This window comes from Flavobacterium sp. CSZ (assembly GCF_015350725.1).
Taxonomy (GTDB): Bacteria; Bacteroidota; Bacteroidia; order Flavobacteriales; family Flavobacteriaceae; genus Flavobacterium.
This window is the reverse complement of the sequence record NZ_JADKPQ010000010.1, coordinates 57221-82534: the sequence shown is the minus strand read 5'-3', so window position 1 is coordinate 82534 and position 25314 is coordinate 57221. Positions and strand designations below refer to the sequence as shown.

Genomic DNA, 25314 nt, shown 5'->3' with positions numbered 1-25314 from the left:
AAAACTAGAAATTCAGTAAAATCAAGCGTTGACGAGTTTAGGTTCGAAACTGTTAGAATCAGGTAATGGATGTATTCCTTACAATCGGTGATCATTTTATCAGAAAGATTTTTAATAGCTCTCTTTGCCGTTGCTTTGAATCATTGCACATCACTTTTGCTCCTGCCATACGCACGGTTTCATTTCTTTCGGCTTTCCGCCACCTTAAAATCAGGTATTTCCACCTACTGTTTATTTCGTTTTTAAAGCCGATTTTTGCAGTACTCAGCCATACGTAAGCGACAACTGTGTGAGCATCATCTAAATTACTTACTTTACCGAACAGGAATTATTCAAATCAATTTATTAATCGTTCTGCAAAAACATTCAGGCAGCACTACTTTTAAAAACCAGCATTATGACAGACGCATTCTTTAAATCGTGTAAATCGGAAACTTTCCGAAAGATCAATCTCTTTATGATAAATAAATTTGTCTTTGGATCACAACTTCTGGCATCACTTCTGGTTTCCCAGTCAATAGGCACAATATCAGCATCCCATGGGGCAATTGCTTTTTTAATCCTGATGCCACTCATATTCAAAATAAGAAGAGAGCTGCGCAGAACCTCACTAATATCAGTGACCAGAATTGTCTAGGCAGTTTTCCTCGTGCTTCAGATTTAATTTATAAAGTACGGAAATCCGTACAATGTCCATTTTCAGAGAGACTATTTTTGAATTTGATTTTAACCTAATTAATATTTTATGGCAACAAAAGAAGAAAATGAAATTGCTTATTCATTCTATAAATATAAAGACACCAATGAGATTCACATCTTCAAAGGGCGCTTTACCCCAGAGGGAGGTTGTACAGCCTTACATAAATGCATCTGTAAAAAAATCAAGGATTGGAGAGCAGATGACGTGACAAGAATTAAAACATGTCTGGATGAAGATCAGGCGAGACAGTTTGCAGCTGACAAGGGAAGACCGGTTTGTGGTACCTGCGTAAGCGATCTTTATGAAACCTACAGCTAAAAATCATTCTGTATAGCAGAATTTAAGCCACATCTACGCCTTGTCTTAGATGTGGCTTTATGGTTTTATGAATAAACAAAGATCTTAAAATGCTGCTTTTGTCTGGCAAATTCTTAAAATTACTTCTTTTAAAACTATTTTTAGCAGTCAACATCATATTTTTGAAAACTGGAATTAAAACCTTTTCTCTCATAAAAACTATAAGTTACTATAAAAAGAATAGCTAGTCCAAGTTTCATGGCAGAATCGTGGATAGTGAATTACTTAAATATAAAACATTTATAAAATCAGTACCTATAAAGCTTAGGTTCGAGTATATTATAAAACATCAATATTATCTCGTACACTGCGGGAATGCCAATCCCTATTGCATAATTTGTGCTTAAAATAACTACTTTTACCAACTTCTACTGGATTGTGTCAATAGTTGATAGAGAAATGACGCTGTCAAGCTTCTCGTAATTATATATATGTGCATCTAAAGAATGCGAAAAATACGTTTACAATAATGAAGACATTTAAGTTCTTAAAAAATAAATATAATGTTGAGCTCCTAATAGATATAGGCACTTATAAAGACATTCCATTTTATTTTTTTGAAAGTGAACTTCATCATACGGATTTTTATGAACTTATATTTTTTTCTAAAGGAAACGGGTATTTAGAACTTGATCAGCAAAGAATTGAAATTTCAGATAATACAATCATTTTTATTTCTCCATTTCAAAAAAGAAGATGGTTTTTGGACAAAACTAAAGTTGAATGTTATTTCCTGTTTTTCCAGGACAGCTTTCTGTCTAGCTTCTTCTCGGATAAACTCTTCTCTTTCAGGCTGCAGTTTTTCTACAACAAAACCAAACCGCTCTATCTAAAGGTTAATGATGGCTTCTTTTCACAGTTGGCCAATATAATTCAGGAGCTGCTTAGTGAGATCAAAACATTTAGATCAGATAGCGAACATATTATAAGAGCACTTTTGTACTTTATATTAATCAAACTCAATCGAGCCTATTCAGAGCATTACCTTCTGTCTTCAGAAACAGAAAATAACAGCATTGCATTTATGTTTAAGGAGATTTTACAAAATGAAGTTCGTACGACAAGAAGCATCGACTACTACGCACAACAGTTAGGTATTAGCAGGGTAACACTAAATAAATGCATCAAAAAGCAGTTTGGGGTTACTGTTTCTGAAATGGTAAATGAATTTATTCTCTTTGAAATAAAGTCTCTGCTATCTTATACGCAACTTAATATAAATGAAATTTCATACCTGTTGCAATTCTCTCAGGCAAATCATTTAACGCGTTTCTTCAAGTCGCAGACAGGAATCTCCCCGAAAGAATTTAGAAATGCTTATCAAAATGGTAGTTCTATTATCTAACTGGTAATTATTCTGTATACTTCTTTACTATTTTTGTATATGAGATTTTTTACTAACAGACAGCAACATCCCTGTCGAAATCACTGGAAAATGTTGCATAATCTCAGGAGGAATCAATTAAAGTATTGACAATTAAAAACAGCATTTCAATGAAAAAGCAAACCAAATTCACATATGTGTTTACTTTTATAGTACTCCCCTGCTTTCTATTCGGGCAACGACAACAAGTCATTGAACTTGCTGATCTGTATAAAAAAGGAAAGCTGAATTCAGTAAATAGAGAGATCAAAATCGTTTCGAGTGATAGTGGAGATTATTTAAAAATATTGGAAAGTAAAAAGGAAGGCATTGTATGGCTGCCTGTTAAGGACTTTAAAAAAGGTACAATTGAAATTGAAATGCGAGGAAAAGACGTTTTCCAACGAAGTTTTATTGGGATTGCCTTCCATGGTGTCGATGATATTAATTATGATGCTGTGTATTGTCGTCCTTTTAATTTTTTTGCTAAAGACTCTGTTCGGAGAATACATGCTGTGCAATATATTTCTCATCCGGATTTTACCTGGGAAAAATTAAGACAGGAAAAGAATGCCGTTTTTGAGAAAGAAATCATCAATCCACCAAAACCTAATGACTGGTTTATCATGAAATTAGTAATCGACAATACAATTGTTAAAGCGTACATAAACAATGCAGAGCATCCTTCACTGGTGGCTAATAAACTTAACAATTGGACATCGGGAAAAATAGGACTATTTACAGCAGACCACAGCGGAGGAGATTTTAAAAGCATTACGATAGATTATAAAAAATAAAACCAGCACTAAATTGGTACGCCAGCATCCTTGAAGCTGTTATAGAGAACATTTACCCATAAAATTACTGCTACCAATAATCCTGGCTGTATTTCGGAATATTAACTAAAATCTAAAAAAATGGAGATGGAGATTGCTAAAGAATTGATAGAGATGGCTCAACAGGACCTTCAGGTTCGAGATAAGCTTTTAAAAGAAGGGAAACTCTCACCTGGATATAATTCTGAAATGGAAAGCGTGCATAAAAAGAATGCTGGGCGTCTTAATGAAATTATCAATACCGTTGGATACCCTACAAGATTAATTGTTGGACAGGAAGCCAGCGATGCAGCATGGCTCATTGTCCAACATGCGATTAGTGAACCTGCTTTGATGAAAAAATGCTATGAGCTCCTATCAGCCAGCGATGGCGAAGTTAATCCTCAAAATCTTGCCTACCTGCATGACAGGATATGTTACTTTGAAGGAAGGCCCCAGAAGTACGGTACCCAGTTTGATAATCGTGGCCTATATCCTGTAGAAAATAAGGACGAAATGATACATCTGCGAAAAGAATTGGGGCTTGAAGAACTAGATCAGGATGTAGTTATTGAGTGTAAAACTGAAAATAATAAGAAGCTACATCATGATGATTTGGAGTTTAACAGCTGGCGAAAAAAGGTTGGATGGATATAATTCCGAATGGATTTTACATGACCGAAACATAAATATTTTTATAATAAAAAATATGAAAAAATTTCTAAAATGGACAACACGATCAGGCTCAGACAAGCAATTGAAACCACTTTCAACAAGAAAAAAAAGAAAACTGAATATTACATATGAATTGATAATAAACAAACTATACTATTATAATGAAAATAATATATTTAATTATCTTGCTTTCTACTCCCCTTTTTACTACTTCATCAACGAAGGAAACTTTTACCATCTGGGGACGACTTGTAGATAATGGATTTAGTCCTATTGAATCATTTAAGATTAAAGTATTCGAAATTAATACTTTTAAAAATCAAAAAAAAATAATCCAAGATTTTAAAGTCAGAGATGATAATGGAGAATTTTTAATAAAAAACCTTAACTCACAAACTTATCTTATTGAAATTACAGTTGAAAATTATACGAGGTACAGCATCATAAAAACACTTGGAAATAAAAACGAATCAGTTGGAGAAATCGTTTTGCAAAATACTTGGTAAAAATTATAAAAAATAGATTCGTTCTATTTCTGGAATTAGTATCGCTAAGACACAAAAGCCAACTGATTGTTAAATACTATTTATTTATATACTGCTCTTCCCATAGACGTATCACTCTAATTCGTTCTAAGGAGGCAGTAAGTAAAGTCCTGTCCTTAAAAGGCTCTTGAATATCTTTTACACTCTTCTCACCGCTTATCAGCTGTGGAATTATCACTTGCAATTCTGACCTTGAAATTTAAAGAAACCGAATTTCAATGTAATATGGGCTTGGCAAGTTTAGGTTCGAAACTGTATTAACACTAAATAAATTCCATACTTATTTTTTTAGATTTATAATCCTATGTGCTTTCTTTGTTTGATAAATAGAAAATCACTCATATTGACTTAAAAATACATTTAAAGCCTTTGATGGCAATTCATTATTTCTATATATTAAAAGTGTTGTCATAGTAGCAAGTTCTTTAGTGACCGGAAATGTTTTTATATTTCTATTGCTGTAATACTGTTTTACCACTTCGGCAGGAAGGATACTTATACCAAGACCAGCCTCAACAAAATTAATAATACCTTCTATAGAATTAAGTACCGTGCTTTTATAACGCAGTATTCCTTTTGAACCCAGCCAGGTTTCAAGCCTTGCCCTGAAAAAACAGCCCTGCCCGAAAACCACAATTTTTAAAGGATCTTGTTTTAGTACTACTGAAAGCTTCTCCACATTACTGCCTGCAATTATTACAAGCTGCTCATCACGAACAACAAGCTGCTGTAAACCCGGAATATTTATGGGCGCTGCAACAAAAGCAGCATCTAGTTTATAACTAAGTACGTCCTGTATTAATGCGGGTAGCATTGAAGAATGAAATTCCAGCTCTACATTAGGATAAAGTTCAGCAAAACCTTTAATGATTTCAGGCACTTTAAGAGCCATAGTGGTCTCAATACATCCTATGCGTATTGTCCCTCCAATTTTTTCTGCACTCTGTATATCACTTTTTGCATCATCTAATAATCGTCCTATTTTTTTAGCGTATTGCAAAAGGGTCTCCCCTGCTTCAGTTAGAATAACTTTTCTGGACACTCTCCTAAAGAGTTCAGCTCCAAATTCATCTTCGAGATTTTTTATACGCGCCGTTACATTAGACTGCACCGTAAATGTTGCTTCTGCAGCTTTTGTAAAACTTCCGAGTGTTGCTGCCGCTTCAAATATTTTCAAGTCATTACTATTCATAACATCACTATTAGTGATTTATAACATCATTACAAATCGTTTTCAGGTATCAAATATAGGATGTAATTTTGTTTTAAACAATTGAAAATATGAAAAATACAATTAAATCATTAACTCTAATTCTAGCTACAATTATGCTACCACAAACAGCTGTAGAAGCACAAGTAAAAAATAGTTTACCTGCAAAAAAAAACATTGAAATTCCCGCTACCAAATACAACAATATAAAAGTCAACGGACTAAAGATATTCTATCGTGAAGCCGGGGCTAAAGATGCTCCTACTGTATTATTGCTGCACGGTTATCCCACATCGTCTCACATGTTCAGAAATCTTATTCCTATATTAAGTAAAGACTATCATGTAATAGCTCCTGACCTGCCTGGTTTTGGTTTTTCAGATGCACCGAATCATCGTAAGTTTCAGTATACTTTTGACAATATTGCCAACACGATGCAGGCATTTATTAATGAGCTTGGTTTAAAGCGTTTTGCAATTTATGTATTCGATTATGGCGCACCAACCGGATACAGGATTGCCCTTGCCAATCCCGAAAAAATAACTGGCATTATATCGCAAAATGGCAATGCCTACGAAGAAGGATTAAGCAATGGCTGGAATCCTATCCAGAAATACTGGAAAGATCCTTCGCTGGCTAACAGAGACACGCTTAAGGATTTTGTTTCTAAAGAATCAACCTGGTATCAGTATCACGAAGGTGCTTCGGATACTGCTCTTATCGCACCTGAAACATACACATTGGATCAGCATTTTCTGGATCGTCCGGGAAACATCGAGATACAGCTTGACCTGCTAAAAGATTACAGAACCAATGTAGCTTTATATCCTAAATTTCAAGCTTATTTTAGAGATAAAAAACCTATGATGTTAGCTGTTTGGGGTAGTCAGGACCCTTATTTTCTGCCCGCAGGCGCAGAAGCATACAAACGTGACAATCCAAATACTACTATAAAGTTCTATAAAACGGGTCATTTTGCACTTGAAACACATTGTAAAGAAATTGGTGATGATATACTATTATTTCTTTCAAAACTTCCTAATTAGTAGATTATATTTTAAAGTAGAGTTTTTTTAAAGACAGCTATTATTTTATGATGCTGCCTTATAGTTTTTGATTTTCATGAAAGGTGGTAATTCGAGATAAATTTTAAAGCAATTTAAATAATTTAACTTTCAAATTACCACCTTTCATGAAAATCTTTGCACGAGTACTTATTTTTTTCATAAAATCAATCACTATGATCTTGAATTAAAGAGTCCATTCATAATTTAATCTGTCTTTGTTGTCTTTGCACAGCCTTTCTTAAAACTTTTATCAACCTCATTCCTAGCTACTACTGTCCACTTAATTTGGCTACAATTATTAAACAAAGAGTATTCTTTTATTGTTAAATATAACGAAAAAGATAATGAGAAATATAAAGATAAAAATCAGCGACATGCTCCAGTGAAAATAATAATTTAGAAATATAGAATTAAAGTAAATCTAGTTGTTTTTTTAGTCCTTTATACTAAACAATTTTCTATTTTAGTGGCTCTTACTATAACCTAACCAAGACCACACTTTCGATGATTTTTTTTAATAAAAATTGCTATTATGCATTCTTACTTTTGTTAATTAGTAAGTTAACCGCTTACTGCCAACAGAGCTACAATTTTAATCACTATTTGGTAGAGGATGGACTGCCGCATAATATCATCAATGATATCCTCCAAGATAAAAAAGGATTTATGTGGTTTGCCACGACTAATGGATTAAGTAAATATAACGGTTATCGATTCAAAAACTATAAAACAGAAGCTACTGATAAAGTTTTGATGAAAAACAACCGTATAGATTGGATCACTGAAGATGCGTATGGTAAAATTTGGATGCGCACTTTCGCCAACAAAAATAAGGCCTATTGCTTTGATCCAGTGATAAACCAATTTTGGGGAGCCGAACTTATACCAGAGGTAGCAAAAAATAACATAGAAATTACCCAGATACTTCCTCAGAAATCAGGTTTACTATGGCTCATTACAAAAAATAACGGCTGCATCGCCATAACCAGCAATAGTTATTCCTATAAAATTTTCAGTAAAGATAATGGGCAGTTAAACAGTAATAAAGTCAATACGGTTTTTGAAGACCGTTCTAAAAACAGCTGGATTTTAACTGAGCGAGGCATTATTCGGTTAAAAGTGAATAAGGTACAGACAAATCCAAAATCAATTTTAGGCATAAACGAACAAAAAAAAGCATTCTATAGTGCACTTGAACTTGAGGATGAAATATGGTTTGGAGGAGCTGACAGTAATTTGCTCCAGTATACAAAAGGCACGCAAAATTTTAGGACTCATCAATTAGGTTTAAAAGGGGAGATAATCATTCTAAAAAAAATAAGCACTAACACTGTCGTAGCCATAACCGAGCAGTCTGAGTTTTGTTTAATAAACATTTATACCAGGCAGACTACTAAATTTAAAACTGCTGATGAGGCACGTCTGGCACAAAAAAAAATCAATGTTATAAGCCTCACTCAGGATTTATTATGGTTTACTTGTAATGAAGAAGCCGGCATTTATGCTATAAATATAAAAAACAAAAAGTTAAGTTATTTCCCTGCAGGAGATAAAGAAACCGGAGCAACCCAGTTTTCAGTAAAGGCCGCAGTTCTAACAAATACAAAAGGAGAAATATGGGTTCAACCAAACAATGGCAGTTTTTCAAAATATGATGCTGCTGCTAATAGGTTAATTCCGTTTGAAACTACATCTTACTTCCCTAAGGGAAACTTTAGCAATAAACTTCATATTGCGTACTTTGACAAACAAGGTAATTTATGGTATAATACGCAGACAGCAGGAATAATAAAAGTTACTTTCAGCCAGAATAATTTCAAAACTCTAAAAATTGAAAACCCTCAAATAAAATTAGGTATCAAAGATGTACGTGCCGTATTTCAGGATAAGAACAAAAACATTTGGGTTGCCAATAAGCAGAACCATCTCATCCTTTTTGATCAAAACTTTAAAAAACTGGGCTATCTATCACCTAATGGCCAATTAGTACCTCAAGCTGTCTGGAAAAAACCAGTGTATAGTATTATTCAAGATAAGAATGCTGTGATATGGATAGGCACACGTGGAGATGGGCTCTATAAATTTACCCAAAAAAATCAAGACTACAGTTACCAAACAGAACACTTTAAAAATATAGAAAGCGATCCAAACAGCTTAAGCAGTGATAATATTTACACCATCTTTGAAGATCAGACTAAGCGTTTGTGGGTAGGTACCTTGAACGGATTAAATCTGATTCGAAAACGGGGAAATACTTTAGATTTTATTAATCATAATGGGCGGTTAAAAAATACTCCTTTTGAAAAACATGTACATATTCGATGTCTCAAACAAGATAAACAAGGAATTATATATGCAGGTTCTACAACTGGCTTACTGGTATTTGACGGAAAAAAAAGATTTCCTGACTTAATATCTTCTATAAAAATTTATGAAAAAACACAGCAAGAAAAGACCTGTTTAAAAAGTAATGACATTATTGATTTCTGCATAACTAAAAACGGTAAGACTTTTATAGCAACAGCCGATGGAGGCATTAGTAAAGTGCTAAATAGAGACGCAAATAGATATCCAAAAGAGTTTAAGCATTATACACAAAAAGAAGGACTTCCTTCAAATAATATTTTGTCATTATTAGAAGACAGCGATCAAAATATATGGATAACAACTGATTATATTTTGACGCGTTTTAATCCGCGGGCCGAGCTCTTTGAAGTATATTCTGAAGTGAAACCAATAATGGCCTTTAATAACTTTACAGAAGCTACGAGGATCAGATTACAAAGTGGTGAACTGCTGTTTGGCTATGCTCAGGGACTACTGCATTTTTTCCCAAACCAAATAAAATCAAATAATAACATTCCAACATTGGCCTTAACTGATTTTCAGGTTTATAATCAAAACAGCAACAATGATCCTTTTCATTTATCATATTCGATAGACAGTAATCCAGCAATAGAGCTAAAACACAATCAGAACTTTTTCAATATAGAATTTGCAGCATTGGACTATATTAATCCTGAGAACATCAAATATGCTTATAAATTAGAAGGTTTTGATAAAAATTGGAATTATACCAATGACCAGCATGCTGCCTTTTACACCAACGTTCCTAAAGGAAATTACGTTTTCAAGGTAAAATCGACCAACAGTCAGGGTAATTGGATTGCCAACGAAAGACAGATCAATATCACTGTAATGCCCTCGATATGGAATACTTGGATTGCCTACATTATTTATGGCATGTTGATATTGGGTATTATTTTAGGAATTAATTATGTTGTAATTACTATGTATCGACTCAGGACCAATACTCAGATGGAGAAAGATATCTTTGAAATGAAACATAAATTTTTTATTGATATTTCTCATGAATTAAGAACGCCTCTTACTTTGATTACTGGTCCTGTTGATTATCTTATTAATGACGCCAGAACTTCTGAAGTTGTAAAAAAACAACTTACCTATGTATCTCAAAATACCAATAGATTACAGCGCTTAGTAAATCAAATACTGGATTTTAGAAAAATACAGGATCAAAAGTTACAGATATCAGAAATGAACCTGACTGTTTTTGCCCATGATATATTTAACAACTTTTTAGAAACAGCACAGGAAAGAAATATTACCTATTTGTTTGAAGTTGAAGGAGACGATTTTCGCCTCTGGGCAGATAAAAATGCGTTAGAAAAGATTTTAATGAATTTATTATCCAATGCTTTTAAATACACCCCAGACGGAAAGTCTATTACATTAAAAATAATAAAAACATCCAGCGAGCTCCAGCTGCAGGTCATCGATTCGGGCTTAGGCATACAGGAAGATTTTCAGAGCCGTATTTTCAATCGATTTTCATCTTATAATACCAACGCCAATAATCCGAGTACAGGAATAGGACTTTCTATGGTTAAAGAGCTGGCAGAACAGCACCATGCAGAAATTACTTTCAGCAGCAAAACCAATGAGGGAAGCACTTTCAGCTTACGCTTTAAAATGGGATATGACCATTTTAATGATGAAGTAGATCTTCTCATTGAAGAACCAGCTGAAGTAATCGAAAATGCATCAGATAAAAATAGTATAAGGCAGACAAATGAAAGAATCCGAATATTGGTAGTAGAAGACGATTTGAATTTGCGCACGTTTATAAAAAATGTACTGGAAGAAGAATATGACGTAATCGAAGCAGAAGATGGTGAAGATGGTTATCAGAAAATACTACAAAATACCCCGGATTTTGTAATTAGTGATATCATGATGCCAAAACTTAACGGGGTAGAATTATTAAAGAAAATTAGGAACAATATCGAAACAAGCCATGTTCCCGTGGTATTATTGACAGCAAAAACAACAATTGAAAGCCAGTTGGAGGGAATCAATTATGGTGCTGACGACTACATTACCAAACCTTTTAGTGTTAGCTATTTAAGAGCTCGTATCGTAAATTTAATGGAACAGCGCAAACGCCTGCAAAGCATTTTTGAAGACTACAATAAAAATTCGAATAAAAATGAAAAACTTACTACTGAACACTACCAACCGAAACCATATCTGGTAACTGATAAGGACGAAGAAATAATGCGAAAAATCATGAACTGCATTGAAGAAAACATTGACAATAATGAATTTTCAGTTGAAATTCTTGGTAGTGCTGTGGGTTTAAACAGAACGACCTTATACTATAAAATAAAGAGTTTAACAGGTTATTCTCCTGTTGAATTTATTCGTGATATCCGAATAAAACGTGCTGCACAATTATTGTCAGACAGTCAGCTACTAATCAAAGAAATAGCCGATATGACTGGATTTTCAGATATGAAGTATTTTACCAAATCTTTTAAAAATAAATATGCAGTTACTCCGACAGAATACCGGCAAAAATATAAAAGTTAAGAATCCTCCGGAAAAATAAAACCATTAGAGAGATAAAATCTGTATTTGGAATTCTAATGGTCTGCTAAACTAAAAAACACATTCCTCTAATAGCGATTTGAAGTTCTCTTGCAGTAGAATCCTATAGGCATAAAAAAAGAAGTCCGAGGACTTCTTTTTTACACTAGTGTTAAACAAAAAAACTAACTACAATCAACCACAAAAACAGTTAATCACTTAAACCATAATCACTAGATTGGAAAAAAAACTAAACTATTAAAAAACCTTACTTTTCAATTTTAGATACTCTAAACCAGTCAACATCGGCATAGCCAGCATTATTTATTTTGCCTTCTCTTAAGGCAGCAAAACCAATTTTTGAACCTATCCAAGTTCCTTCAGAAGCTATAAATTCTATACCGGCTTTTAAGTATTTTTTATCATCCAAACTATAATAAAACTGACACTTTCCTCCTTTTTGAACTGTAACTCTGAAGTAAAAAGTATTATTAGAAAGTGTCGCTATTTGCGCTGGTGTTTCTGTTGTGCCTTTATCGGCTTTATTAGCTGATAGCTGCATTAATTTTAACTGACCGTTACTGCGTTTAACTGCTAAACTGCTATAACTTCTTCCCATTACAACCAATTCAAATTGTTCATTATCAAAATTTGGCGTAAAGGTTATTTTAGCTGTTGCCATAAACTCTTCAGCAGGAAATTTTTGCGCAAGTATATTAGGTACCTGCCATAAGCTTTTGAAATCAGCAGGCTTTGGAATACAATTAAAACGAAAATACCCCATACCAGCCGAAGGACAACCCCAAACTAACTGCTTATTGGCATGCCATTGCCACTGTAAACCTTGTACAGGCTCATTGAATTCATCTGAATTAGGAGGTGTTGCTAACGAATATTGAAAATTTACGTTTGGTTTTCTGAAAGTCAAAACAGGCTCACCAATGCCATTTTTATCATTATCGACTCCCATTACCGGCCAATCATTTTTCCAAGTCATAGGATTTAAATGTACCACGCGGCCATAAGCACCCTGATCCTGAAAATGTATAAACCAGTCCTCTCCAGTTACTGTATCTACCCAAGCTCCCTGATGTGGTCCATTTATAGCAGTTTTTCCTTGTTCGAGAACAACCTTTTCTTCGTAAGGCCCATAAATAGATTTGGATCTCAAGACTAACTGCCAACCTGTAGCCACGCCGCCTGCAGGCGCAAAAACGTAATAATAACCATTACGTTTATAAAATTTAGGCCCTTCAACAGTAGTATGATTTTTATGACCATCAAACAAAAGCACTTCATTATCATCAGCCATACAACTGATGGGATCTATGCTGCAAAGCATTAAGACACTTTTAGTTCCGGCTCTGCTACCTGCAAGCGCATAACCCAGATAAGCCTTACCATCTTCGTCCCAAAATGGAGCGGGATCTATAATACCTTTTGCTGCTTTGATCAAAACTGGTTCGGACCATTTACCGTGCGGATTTTTGGTTTTAGTCATATAAATTCCAAAATCTGGATCTGGATAAAAAATATAATATTCTTCGTTATGAAAGCGTATACAAGGTGCCCAAACCCCATTGCCATGCTGTATTTCATTATAGATTTCTACAGGAGGCTGCTTAGGCAGTGCATAATTTATCAATTTCCAATTCACTAAATCATTGGAATGCAGAATGGGAAGACCCGGAATACAATTAAAGGATGAAGCTGTCATAAAATAATCTTTTCCCACCCGGCAAACGTCTGGATCAGAATAATCGGCATAGATAATTGGATTTTTATAATTTCCATTTCCAAGATCGGCTGTCCAGACCTGAGAAACTATTTCAGTATTTTTTTGTGCATAAACACTGCCTATTTTATTTATAGCTAAAAAGGCAAAAGCCATATATTTTATTTTCATCTGATTACTGTTTTATTTTGAAGTAAAATTAAAAGGCTATCCACTAAGGGTGTTTTCTAGTATTAAGCAAGCCATCATAAAAGAACCTATTGCCGTACCATTATTAGAGCGTACCGATTCATGGATATAATAACCATAAGTGTCGTTGTGAACCAGATTGTGCTATTTTGATTTTGAGCAGATACTATTACTGAACTGCATAAAAAAAACATAACACCGAGTTTTCTTAAAGCCCTTTCTTTCAATTTTTCTATTTTTAGCTTAAACATAGGTAAATTTATTAATGATGTATTATTATTCAATACAAAGAGATTAATGCTCTCTTTTTGCGGAAAGATTCAAATTTATGGCGACAAAACTAACTCCTAAAATGGAATAGGAAGAGGTCGATAAACAAAATATAAGGGGGTATTTTACAAAAATTAGACTTTTCATAGATGGCTATAAAAAAAGGCGGTCATCTTTTATAAAAGATAGCCATTTTTATAATTATTACTCCGCATAAAATGTATAGCAACCACCTTTAGCAGTTACGATATCATATTCAAAAGCTATAGGATTGTCTAAGCCTATTAATTTAGCCTTTTCCGAAATAATAGAATTTTGTATCTGCGGTATTTTGAAAAAGAAATTAGGATTTAAACCCTTAGCAGCTATCAAGCCTTTTCCTTTTAATTTTGAATAACTTCTCAAACGAAGATTTCCTCCTAAATTTGATTTTATTGTTACGGAAATGATTTTTCCCTTATCCCATTTCATTTCTCCAATTTCAAATCCCCCTTGAGCTCTTAATCCTGATATATTACCTTTTATCCATTCATCAGGAAGCGCCGGCAATAAATGCACAACGCCGTCGTAACTTTGCAGCAGCATTTCTGTTATACCTGCTGTACAGCCAAAATTACCATCTATTTGAAAAGGCGGATGTGCATCAAAAAGATTCGGATACGTCCCTCCTGATTCTCCTTTGCTTTCTGTTGGTGCTGGACGAAGTTGGTCCTTGATTAATTTATAGGCTTTATTACCATCTAATAGACGTGCCCACCAATTTACTTTCCACCCCATTGACCAGCCTGTCGAAACATCTCCTCTGGATATTAAAGTGTTCTTAGCAGCCTCAGCCAGTTCAGGTGTCCTAAAAGGAGATAACTGGCCAGAAGGAAACAATCCGTATAAATGAGAAATATGCCTGTGTTTATCATTTGGTTTATCCCAGTCCTGTAGCCATTCCTGCACTTGTGAATGATGCCCTATCTGCATTGGCGGCAGTCGTTTTAAAGCTACAGCTGCCGAATCGGCAAAATTCCTATCACTCCCCAGTACTTTAGAAGCATTAATAATATTATTAAACACATCAAAAACCAATTGATTATCCATAGTAGTTCCGGCAGAAACACCAACACCGCTTTGATACGTATTCTCAGGAGAAATAGATGGGGATACAACTAACCATTTTTTTTGAGGTTCTTCCTGAAGCACATCAAGATAAAACTGTGCAGCGCCTTTCATCACAGGATAATACTCTTTTAAAAATTCGGTGTCACCTGTATAAACATAATGCTGCCATAAATGCTGAGTCAACCAGGCGCCGCCCATAGGCCAAAGTCCGTAAAATCCGCCGTCGACCACACCTGTAATGCGCCATAAATCGGTATTATGGTGCATATTCCAGCCTCTGGCGTGATACATTTCTTTTGCACTCTCCTGTCCGGTTACCGCTAAATCTTTGAGCATACTGAAAAGCGGCTGGTGCATCTCACTCAAATTTGTTGCTTCAGCCGGCCAGTAATTCATTTCGGTATTAATATTTACTGTGTATTTACTGTCCCACGACGGACTTAATTTATGATTCCAAATTCCCTGCAGATTTGCCGGCTGACCGCCAGGTTGTGAGCTTGAAATGAGCAAATATCTTCCAAATTGAAAATAGAGGGCTACGAGCTGCGGATCATAATTTGTGTTGAATTCATTTATCCTTACATCGGTTGTTTTCTTTGATTGCGGAGAATCTCCAATATTTAAGCGTACTCTGTTAAAATATTTTTGATAAGCCGCAAGATGATCCCGATAAACGGTCTTATAATTTTTCTGAGAAACCTTTTCTAATATTGTTTTTGATTTCTGAAAAGGATTCTCTGAAAGGTCGCTGTAGTTTTTAAAATTAGTTGCTAAAGAAATTTGAATTACAACCTCATCAGCCTTATCAATCACCAACTTATCTATCGTTGATGTTAAGGTGCCGCCTTTTAAAACACAATTGACCTGACCAGTATAGTGTACTTTTCCAATTTTATTATCATTTGTACCCGAAGTTCCTTCAAAAACCAATCTATTTCCCTCCGTTTTTACTTTGCTTACCAATTGCGGACTTGTAGAAGTTATCGAAAAACTGATACTATTTTTCTTGTCTGCTGTCAGTTTTACAATAAGAACATCATCAGCAAATGAAGTAAAAAATTCTCTTTTATACGTTATACCGTTTACTTTATAACTTAAGGAAGTCATCGCTTTTTCGATATCCAAATCCCGTTTATAATGCGAAAAATTGTCATGATCTGGAAAATCAAGCCACAAACTTCCCGCAGTTTGATAAGGCATACCATAATTTAAATCACTTGGTGCCTGCCTCGGAAAGGTTTTATTTGCCAGATCCTGCGCTTCTTTATACTTGCTCTCAAAAATAAGTTTGCGGATTGCTTCAATATTGTGGTAGGTGTTTTTAGGTATATTATTTCCGGGTTCGCCAGCCCAGATGGTTTCTTCATTTAGCTGCAGTTCTTCTTTCGCAGGGTTACCAAAAATCATGGCGCCCAAACGGCCGTTTCCAATAGGTAGCGCCTCATTCCAATTGCTTGCCGGCTTATCGTATTGAAGTTTTAGTTCCTGTGTATTTCCTTTGGCTGCCGCCAGTACCAGGAAGAATAGTCCAACTATTTTTTTGTATTTTTCTATTTTCATTTGTATAAGGATAAAAACACGTCTGCCATAGTCTGTTAACCTGCAAAAAGAGAACTTTTCTGCAGGCATAATAAACTAAAAAACAAAAACGAATTCTAAAAAGTATTATAATTTTAACTGCTGCTCGGTCTGTTTTGCTGCCATACTGTTAATATAGACCTCGACATTATCATAAACTACGCTAAGGGTTCGACCATTTGCATCATTTTTTTCGGGATTAAGGCGATTATTTTTTTCCCAACCATCGGGCATTCCGTCATTATCGGTATCTTTTAGAGCAATTTCTGACGCTAGTTCCGGCCAGCCGCCAGCAGCACTCTGGCTATCTATAAGTCCATTTTTACTGCCATTTCCACCATCATTAATCGTCACTTTACCAGTCTTCACATCGTTTATTATACGAATATCAACTGCATCGCGAACCAAAGAGGCTCCTGCAAATTTTAGTACTAAATCATACGCTTTTTGCGCTGTATGAGTGGTAACAAAAGCTGCATTATGCGGTTTATTTTGTTTAATTGCCATTTTATCTGCCTCGGAAACTACCCCGTAACCGGCAGCAAATTGATTGTATACGCCGTATGTCCAGTTATCCTTTGTACTTTCAGGAGATCCTTCAACTTCATTTCCATTAATATAATATTTTCCCCAAATATTGTACACGGGATTTGGCGAAATGTTCGCTTTCGTATTTTTATCAATAGCAATAATACGGTTTCTTTTTACAGTGGCCGGACCTGGTTTGTAATAACAGTTTACAATATTTACATTCATTGCCTCGCCTCCATAACAGCTGTTTCCTCCCCAATTGTAAATTACGTTATTGCGTAAATCTACTAAATCAGTTAGTGCAAAAGCATGATTAGCATACTCACCCAAGCGAGGATTACGGCTGTCGTGGCTGGCCACCAAATTATGGTGAAAAGTTGCATTTTTACCACCCCAAACTCCGCCATAACCGTGAGATCCTTTACTATGGGCAGAGTTTTTTAAAGATTCTGAAATAATACACCATTGAAGTGTAAAATTTTCATTTTGATAAAAAGAAACGCATTCATCAGTTGACCAGCTTACTGAACAATGATCTATAATGATATTTTTATGAAAACGGCCGCCAAGGGCATCAGCTTCAATTTTGTTTACATCGCCCATTCGAAAACGAAGATACCGTAATACAACATTATCAGCGCTGACATCTACATCGTAGTGAGCAACACAAATACCACCGCCAGGTGCAGTCTGGCCTGCAATTGTAATATCATTGCTGCCAATATGCAGAGATGACTTTAAATAAATCGTCCCGCTTACATCAAAAACTACAATCCTCGGTCCTGTCTGATTGATTGCATATCGTAAAGTGCCAGGAGTCTCAGCATCTTCTAAGGAAGTAACTTTGATTACCTTTCCCCCTCTCCCTCCTATTGTTTTACGGCCTCCTCCTTCTGCACCTGGAAACGCAAAAGCTTCCTCTTCTATGGGGTGCCTATTTATGAATTCATCTTTGGGAGAATATGACGTCTCATGCCATTTACCTGCTGGTACAAAGGATAATATACTGTAAGTACAAAATATTCCTATTACAGCGCTTGTTACTTTTTTATACATATTAAAAATATAAAGTTTTATATTTAGCAGTAGCAACAAAGGGAATATGATTGTCATGACTTCCTTACTTAAAGCTAAAAAATATGATTACTCGCAGATTAAAACCATCTGTTATCACCTGCTACACCCGTTCCTGTAAAACCAGTACCTTCTTTGATGTGAAAATCAATAGCTGCAGGATTTAAAAACAAGCCATAAATATCTAACGGAACCGCCGTTATACCAATCAGAGGCCTTGCATCAACAATTAAATCCTTTGTCATATAACTGCCTGTGTATGAAATAGGAATGCTCGCATAATTACCGTTTGTACTATTAATCTTAGCACCTCCATTTGGACCTCCAATAATCATATTCTGAACAGTAAGCTGTACTGGCTTGGCATTGTCAAAGAGCCACAAATGTCCCATTGCAGCAGTAATATTTACGCATGTAATGTTTGAAAAATTAATTTTTGCAGCCACGCGCACATCAGCAAATCGGGTACTAATTTCGGTCAGTGTGCAATTTTGAGCTGTTATCGAATTTATAACTTGTCCAGAAGCTACATTAAAGAGACCATAACCACCTGTCTTAGAAATCTTACTATTGGTAACACTGATATCATTTACTACAGAAGTACCGCTTAAACGCACTATAGAATTAATATTATCTATTTCGCAGCCATCGACATTAATGTTGTGTACATTTTTGGTTCCCAAGTCAATAAAAAATGCGGCGGCCGAAGTTGTATTTAGATATTGAATAATTAAATCATTAATCTGCGTCTGTACTCTAAAACGTGCATTTATCAGTTTGGGCAGTACACCGTTAGAATCAGCAACTCCCACAAAAGCAATATCATTAACCCCAGTAGGAATGGTAATATCTCCACCAATATTATAAGTAGTGTTTTTATTAAAAACAATGGTAAAATTTTTAGAACCCGAAGCTACCAAGCCACCAATAGCGGCTGCAATTGTCGCTGCATTATCAGCAGGCAGTACATTATAAATAGTACTTTCAAATATACCAGTTGTTCTTACGTTGAGTGAACCTCTTACATTTGAGTCGTTGAAAATCTTTACTGTATAACCCGTTCCAATTGCTAAATTATCTATCACCAAAGAACCTGCTATTTTTTGTTGTTCGGTTAAAGTGATTTCTTTAATACTTACTCCTGCCTGATCATATAAAACCACTTTAGTAACCCTTGGAGAAATAGTCCAGTCAATAGATAAACTATTTGCTGCCGGAGTATAACCTTTAAACAACTGCTCTGCAGGGGTTCTAAAAAACATGTGGCTTAATTTAGATTCAAGCCCTGTCACTTCATTAATACTTTTCATACGAACCGAATAACCTGAATCGCCATCAAGTTCATTAAATATTTCACGATATTCAACTTTAGTCTGGTTGGTAGAGGCTGCAAAAGGAACCAAATCAGAGCCTTTCAGTTCGACAGTTTTTACAATTTGATTGAATAGCAGACTATCTTTACTAAATTCAAAAACATATTTAGTGGCATCTATAGATTTTGTAAATTTTAATTCTACCTCAGTAGATTCTACTTTAGAAACTTCAAATAGCAGAGATTTAAAAAGGCGGTCGTGTCCCGCTTCCACTTCCCAGTCATTATAATCTTTTTCACAGCTTACCAGCACCATGGCAAGTAGAGAAAATAATCCGAATACTATATTTTTTTTCATTTCTTCAAATTTTACAGGTTTAAGTTTAGTATCCAAAGGAGTTCGTTAAATTTCCTTTAGATTCAAATAAATCTTCATAATAAATGGCGAAGTAATGCCTGTAATTACAGCTTCTGTTTCCCATTGTGTATTGTACTAAATTGGATTGTATTTCTCCCCCATTTGTCATTGAGCCTAAGAAACTGGAGTAATCATATGATTTATTGATACCCGTTCCTGCCAATAAAATACGTGTAGGCCAGTCGATATAATTTTTATTGGTGCCACTGATCGGCTTTTGTGCATTTTTTGTAAACCAGGAAGCCGATAAATATTCCGGCCCAGGACTTGCTCCTAAATTTCTATAATAATTAATTGTACTTTTGTCAATAAACTCTGCATCTTTAAACTTATAATAAATTGTCTGCGGAAAGTCAGATGCCTGATAACTTTTATCAAAAATCGTAACTGCTTCTTTATTGTCAAGCATTAAGCACAATGTCTTTTTCATGGTTTCAATTTTTTCATATAAAAGTCCCCATCTAACCAGATCTTGTTTGCGTATGGCTTCACAGCCAAATTCCCATGCACGCTCATTAACAATGGCGCTAAAGAAATCAGCATCATACTGTTTTACTTTTTGCGAATTGCTGCCAAAAGCACGTGTTCTTACAGTTTCTAATGCTTGACGCGGGGACATTTTAGCCACCGAACTAAAATTATCAGGACTTGATAACTGGCTTTCGGCTTCGGCAAACATCAAATAAATATCAGAATAACGCATTAAAATCCAGTTTACACCTGTCGCAATACGTGAATTAGCGGTTTTATGTAAAGCTAAGTAAGAAGGATTCATCCAGTATAAACGCCATTTTGCAAAGCTCACACTTAAGGCATCAGTTTTCATTACTTCTTTATTCTCACTTCCGTAACTTGTCCAAGACAGGGTAACATCGCGGCGCAGATCGTCTGGATCAAAAGAATAAAAATAGTAAGCCTGTGAACTTACATAGCTTCCTCCAAAGCCTCTAGAACCATTTTTAGTATTAGAAGCCACTTCATACCCCATTAACGAACCTATATCTCCGTTATTACCTAGACCAAAAGCAACTTCGAATAAGTTTTCATTTGAGGCATTTTGCCCCAGATTACAAATTGTTTTCCAAATATTTTCATAATTCGGATCTAATGAATGCTGGTGCTCTGAACTGCCTAAAATTTCGGCGGTCTGCTGTGCCGCAATCTGATAATAATCACGCCAATTTTTAACACGACCAACATAGTATCCATTTTCAGCCTGTATTGTTGGATGACGCTCCACATTCTCATCTGAAAAAAGATTACCGTCATGCAACGACCAGCCTCCCGCAAATAGGGCGACCCTTGCCAGTAATCCTTTGGCAAAGGCCTTAGAAATACGTTCTGCAGAAGTATATTCTGGAGCCATTTTAAGGTAAGGCAGATATTCTACAGCTTCAGTTAAATCTTTTACCAATTCTGCATAAACTACATCTCTGTCTGTTTTTCCAATATACACATTCGACAAATCAGATTTTGACGGCTCGCCTTTATAAGGTATATCACCCCAAAACCTAACCAGCTCAAAATAAGCTAAAGCTTTAAGTGTCAACGCTTCACCCAATAAAGGTTTCATTTCATTGGCTTTGGATTCGAAAACAGGAGAATTACGAATGCCATCTACAGCAGATGAAGCAAGTTCTGCAAACTGAAACAGGGTTTCCCATTTTGTAGTGGTATTGTAAGGATCGTCATAAAAATTACCCGCTCCGGAGTCAGAACTGGTAGAATTATATCCTGTTGTGGTAAATCCTGTATTGGTCTCAATATCACTCACACCCTGCCAGTTTACCGATAATTTCTGCCCATAAATGTAGGTATCGGTCATTTTTCCATAGACTCCCATTACAGCAGCTTTAGCCATAGAAGTAGTGTTGAAAACAGTTTGTGAACTTAGTTTAGAAGGCGAAGTGGTTTCTAAAAAATCTTCATTGCAGGAAATAGTTCCCAAAGCAACGAATACAAATGCTGTATAAATATATTTTTTCATGATAATAAACGATTAAAATGTTAAATTGGCACCAAATAATATGGTTCGTGCTTTTGGATAAGCTGACCAGTCCAGCCCAGGAGTTAAAGCAGAACTATTGGTGCTAACCTCTGGATCCTGTCCTGAGTAGCGGGTCCAAACTTTTAGGTTATTACCCGATACATAGCATCTTACTTTTTGAATAAACTTTCCTTTGGCAATTGTTTCAGGAAGTGTATAGCCGATAGTAAGATTTCCTAAACGTAGAAATGAACCGTCCTCAATAGCCCAGTCGGTAATAATTGTAGAGTTGGACAAAGGATGCCAGATGCTAGCACCTTGGTTTACTTCCTGTAATAACTGTGGATTCGCATCGTTTCCAAACATGATGTTATTTCCAGTAACCGGATCAATGGTTGTAAAACGATTGTCCAGACTCATCAATGCATTAGCATTGTTATAGCGTTTAGAACCACTGAAAGTCGAATTATCAATTTTGTTGGCATTATAAATATCATTACCGTAAGACCAGTTGAACAACGCTGAAAAATCTAAGCCTTTAAAAGCACTGCTAATAGCAAAACCACCTGTATGTTTTGGCTGTGCACGTCCGATGACTTTTCTGTCTTCATTAGGATTAATGACATTTCCAGTACCGCTTAATTTTTTTAGTTTCATGTGCCCTGGTCCAAAATAATTACCAGAAGTCGTAATTACCTTAGAGGCATCAGCAACACCTTCTTTTAAGATCCATTTTTTCTGTACATTATCGAAATTAAAATCATCAAATGTATACATGCCATCTGATACGTAACCGTACATCAAACCAACTGGCTGTCCTACACGCACTCTATAATCATCACGTCCAACATTGGGGGCCCAATTTGATGCTGCAATCATTTCGCTTGAACCATCAAGGCTTTTTACAATATTTTTATTAAATGCAATATTAAAGTTGGCCGATAATCGAAACTGAGAAGTTTCGATTATATTTCCGTTTACAGTAAATTCGATCCCTTTATTAGAAGTGCTTCCTATATTTTGATATTGAGAAACATAACCTGAGTTCGAAGGTAAAGCTACTGCTAATATCAAGTCATTGGTATCAATTTTATAAGCATCGATATTTACTGTTAATCTTTGATTAAAGAATCCCAGATCTAATCCCAAATTGGTAGAGACTGTAGTTTCCCATGTAAGATTTTCATTCTTTAAAGTATTTGAAGGTTTTAAAGAACTCTGTCCTACTTCACTAATATAAATAAGGCGATTAGCTGTATTTTCAAAACTATAATCCTGGCGCCAGTATGATCCCACACGGGCATTTCCAACTTCTCCAAAACTTAAACGAAATTTAGCATCGGATAACCAACCTTTAGTTTTTTTCATGAATTTCTCATCGGACATACGCCAGGCAAATGCTGCTCCTGGGAAATAACCCCAGCGATTATCCGGAGCAAAAACATTTTTACCATCAAAACGAGAAGTAAAACTAAAGATGTATTTATCATGAAGCGTATAATTAATACGTCCGAAATAAGAAGAAGTTCTAGTTGGTTCTCCAATAGTTGTATAAGTAGGCAGCGGTGTACCATAATTCCACATAGCCAAAACATCACTGGCACCAAAATCGGCAGGGAAAAATTTGGATTGGACTAGAGTTTCATTAACTTGAGAACTTCTGGCTTCCTGTCCAAGCAGGAAATTGAATTTATGAACCGATTTGTTAAATCCCCTATCATAACTTATGGTATTTTGAATAGACCAATCCGCACCTTTTATATCTTGACGTTTCGCTACCGGCTGGCCGCCATTTGCACTTGCTTCCCCAGTGTTACGCAGCCATATATTATCTGTATAATTTCTATTTAGTCCATAGCTGCCCTGCGTAACTATCGAAAGTCCTTTTAAAGGTTTCCAGGTCAGACCTCCATTCATTGTCAAATTAAGGTTGTTCTGCTCTTTATATTCGTTGATAATATTATATATTGGATCATTTAAACTGCTCAAAGCTTCAGCAGAAGTAATATTATCTGTTCCTCCTAAAGCTGACTCAGGATCCAGATATGTCAAACTCCTCACTGGAGCATATTTAATGCCATCCTTCAGTTTTCCTCCATTGGAAACGCTTGGTCCGGTTATTACAGTATTTGAGAAACGAGAGTTAAAATCAAAACGGAATTTAGAACTCAATTCTTTATTCAATTTAAAACTAACATAATCTCTTTTATAAGCCGAATTGATCATGATAAAGTCTTCCTGATCATGTGTATAGTTTAATTTGTACTGCAGTTTTGCATCTCCACCAGTCAGACCAATATCGGTATGCGTCTGCACTCCTGTATTTCCGTAAAGCTGCTCCTGCCAGTCTAAACCTTTTTTGGATTTGTAAATATCTATATCTTCCCATAAACCATAAGCAGAATAAAAACTGGTGCCCGTTACACTAGATCCTGGATCCAGTTCTTTTTGAAAATATACATACTCATAAGGAGATAAAACATTGGTAAGTTTATAGGTCTTTTTTAAGCCTGTATATGCATTCACCGTAATTTCTGTCTTTCCCTTTTTTCCTGATTTAGTAGTAATAAGTACTACTCCATTGGCTCCTTGAGAACCATAAATCGCTGTCGATGAAGCATCTTTTAATACATCAATAGTCTCAATATCACCCGGAGGAATATCATTAATGGTATTGACTTGAAAACCATCAACAATATAAAGCGGGCTATTGTCCTGAGTAATAGAACTGCCTCCCCGAATTCTAACGTTGATCTGCGCATCTGGAGAGCCTTCTGTTATGGTAACATTTACACCCGCTAAACGCCCAGCAATGGCCTGAAGAGCTGAAGTTGCAGGAATATCTTTCAGATCCTTCATATTTACAGAAGCCACAGAACCTGTTAAATCTTTACGTTTAGCAGTTCCGTATCCAATCACTACCACCTCATCAAGGTTTGTAGAGGCATCTTTCATGATCACATTTAAACTGCTTCTTCCGTCAATTGCAATATGCTGGGTTTCCATACCAATAAAAGAAAAAGTTAGAGTAGCATTTGAAGGAACTTTTTCAATAATAAAATTTCCATCAATATCAGACATTGTACCTTTTTTAGTACCTTTTAATAAAATAGATACACCCGGTATTCCAAGTCCTTTTTCATCTACAACTTTACCTTTTACTGTTATTTCATTTTGAAAAAATGGAAACAAATCAAAAGGAAAATTGTTGTGGTTCTTAATGTTTCGCGAAAAATCAAAACGGGTTAATCTTGCTGAATTTGAGTCTGTACTGGCACTGGCAGAAAAATCAAAGAGTAAAACTACTGCTGAAAGCAAAGCGGCTTTATTCCTGACTTTCTTTACCATGCCAAAGTGGTTCTTTGACAAATTCGTTTTCATACGATAATGGTTTAATTGGTTAGTTGGTATAGTTAATAGTTATTAAAAAAAAAATTGTTCAACGGCATGGTTTCGCAGCCGACACAAGACCTTATTTAACAATATTT

15 protein-coding genes are annotated in these 25314 nt (G+C 35.4%); 7 read left to right on the top strand and 8 right to left on the bottom strand.

Annotated elements, in window-relative coordinates; translation table 11 throughout:
• Positions 1-366 precede the first annotated feature (366 nt).
• Positions 367-576, bottom strand: coding sequence for a hypothetical protein (locus IRZ78_RS13115; RefSeq protein ID WP_194616977.1), 210 nt, complete (start codon positions 574-576; stop codon positions 367-369).
• A gap of 169 nt (positions 577-745) precedes the next feature.
• On the opposite strand from IRZ78_RS13115, the gene IRZ78_RS13110 reads away from it, so the two are divergent.
• The 5 genes from IRZ78_RS13110 (at position 746) to IRZ78_RS13090 (ending at position 4416) form a co-directional block, all read left to right on the top strand.
• The gene (locus IRZ78_RS13110; RefSeq protein WP_194616976.1) at positions 746-1018 is read left to right on the top strand and encodes a hypothetical protein; all 273 of its coding nucleotides are present in this window, start codon (positions 746-748) and stop codon (positions 1016-1018) included.
• 508 nt (positions 1019-1526) lie between these two features.
• Entirely contained in the window at positions 1527-2402 is an 876-nt protein-coding gene (locus tag IRZ78_RS13105; protein ID WP_194616975.1) for an AraC family transcriptional regulator, read from the top strand.
• 149 nt (positions 2403-2551) lie between these two features.
• On the top strand, positions 2552-3217 hold the full coding sequence (locus tag IRZ78_RS13100; RefSeq protein ID WP_194616974.1) for a hypothetical protein: 666 nt from the start codon (positions 2552-2554) through the stop codon (positions 3215-3217).
• 120 nt (positions 3218-3337) lie between these two features.
• Positions 3338-3892 (top strand): DUF6624 domain-containing protein, encoded by a 555-nt coding sequence (locus tag IRZ78_RS13095; RefSeq protein ID WP_194616973.1) that lies wholly within the window; start codon positions 3338-3340, stop codon positions 3890-3892.
• Between the two features lie 179 nt (positions 3893-4071).
• On the top strand, positions 4072-4416 hold the full coding sequence (locus IRZ78_RS13090; RefSeq protein ID WP_194616972.1) for a hypothetical protein: 345 nt from the start codon (positions 4072-4074) through the stop codon (positions 4414-4416).
• A gap of 373 nt (positions 4417-4789) precedes the next feature.
• Here IRZ78_RS13090 and IRZ78_RS13085 read toward each other — a convergent pair whose 3' ends face one another.
• Complete coding sequence (locus IRZ78_RS13085) at positions 4790-5647, bottom strand: LysR family transcriptional regulator (protein WP_194616971.1); 858 nt, start codon at positions 5645-5647, stop codon at positions 4790-4792.
• A gap of 89 nt (positions 5648-5736) precedes the next feature.
• Between IRZ78_RS13085 and IRZ78_RS13080 the strand changes: the two genes are divergently transcribed.
• Positions 5737-6711, top strand: coding sequence for an alpha/beta hydrolase (locus IRZ78_RS13080; protein WP_194616970.1), 975 nt, complete (start codon positions 5737-5739; stop codon positions 6709-6711).
• Between the two features lie 525 nt (positions 6712-7236).
• Entirely contained in the window at positions 7237-11625 is a 4389-nt protein-coding gene (locus IRZ78_RS13075; RefSeq protein ID WP_194616969.1) for a two-component regulator propeller domain-containing protein, read from the top strand.
• Between the two features lie 265 nt (positions 11626-11890).
• On the opposite strand, the gene IRZ78_RS13070 is transcribed toward IRZ78_RS13075, so the two are convergent.
• The 6 genes from IRZ78_RS13070 to IRZ78_RS13045 form a co-directional block, all read right to left on the bottom strand.
• A complete protein-coding gene (locus IRZ78_RS13070; protein WP_194616968.1) occupies positions 11891-13528 on the bottom strand; it encodes a glycoside hydrolase 43 family protein in 1638 nt (545 codons plus the stop codon).
• A gap of 492 nt (positions 13529-14020) precedes the next feature.
• Positions 14021-16486, bottom strand: a complete 2466-nt coding sequence (locus tag IRZ78_RS13065) for a glycoside hydrolase family 95 protein (RefSeq protein ID WP_194616967.1) — start codon at positions 16484-16486, stop codon at positions 14021-14023.
• 105 nt (positions 16487-16591) lie between these two features.
• Positions 16592-18091, bottom strand: a complete 1500-nt coding sequence (locus IRZ78_RS13060; protein WP_194616966.1) for a pectate lyase — start codon at positions 18089-18091, stop codon at positions 16592-16594.
• Positions 18092-18189: 98 nt separating this feature from the next.
• A complete protein-coding gene (locus tag IRZ78_RS13055; RefSeq protein WP_194616965.1) occupies positions 18190-19779 on the bottom strand; it encodes a DUF5123 domain-containing protein in 1590 nt (529 codons plus the stop codon).
• Positions 19780-19804: 25 nt separating this feature from the next.
• Complete coding sequence (locus IRZ78_RS13050; RefSeq protein WP_194616964.1) at positions 19805-21826, bottom strand: RagB/SusD family nutrient uptake outer membrane protein; 2022 nt, start codon at positions 21824-21826, stop codon at positions 19805-19807.
• Between the two features lie 12 nt (positions 21827-21838).
• The gene (locus IRZ78_RS13045; protein WP_228520470.1) at positions 21839-25207 is read right to left on the bottom strand and encodes a TonB-dependent receptor; all 3369 of its coding nucleotides are present in this window, start codon (positions 25205-25207) and stop codon (positions 21839-21841) included.
• Positions 25208-25314 lie beyond the last annotated feature (107 nt).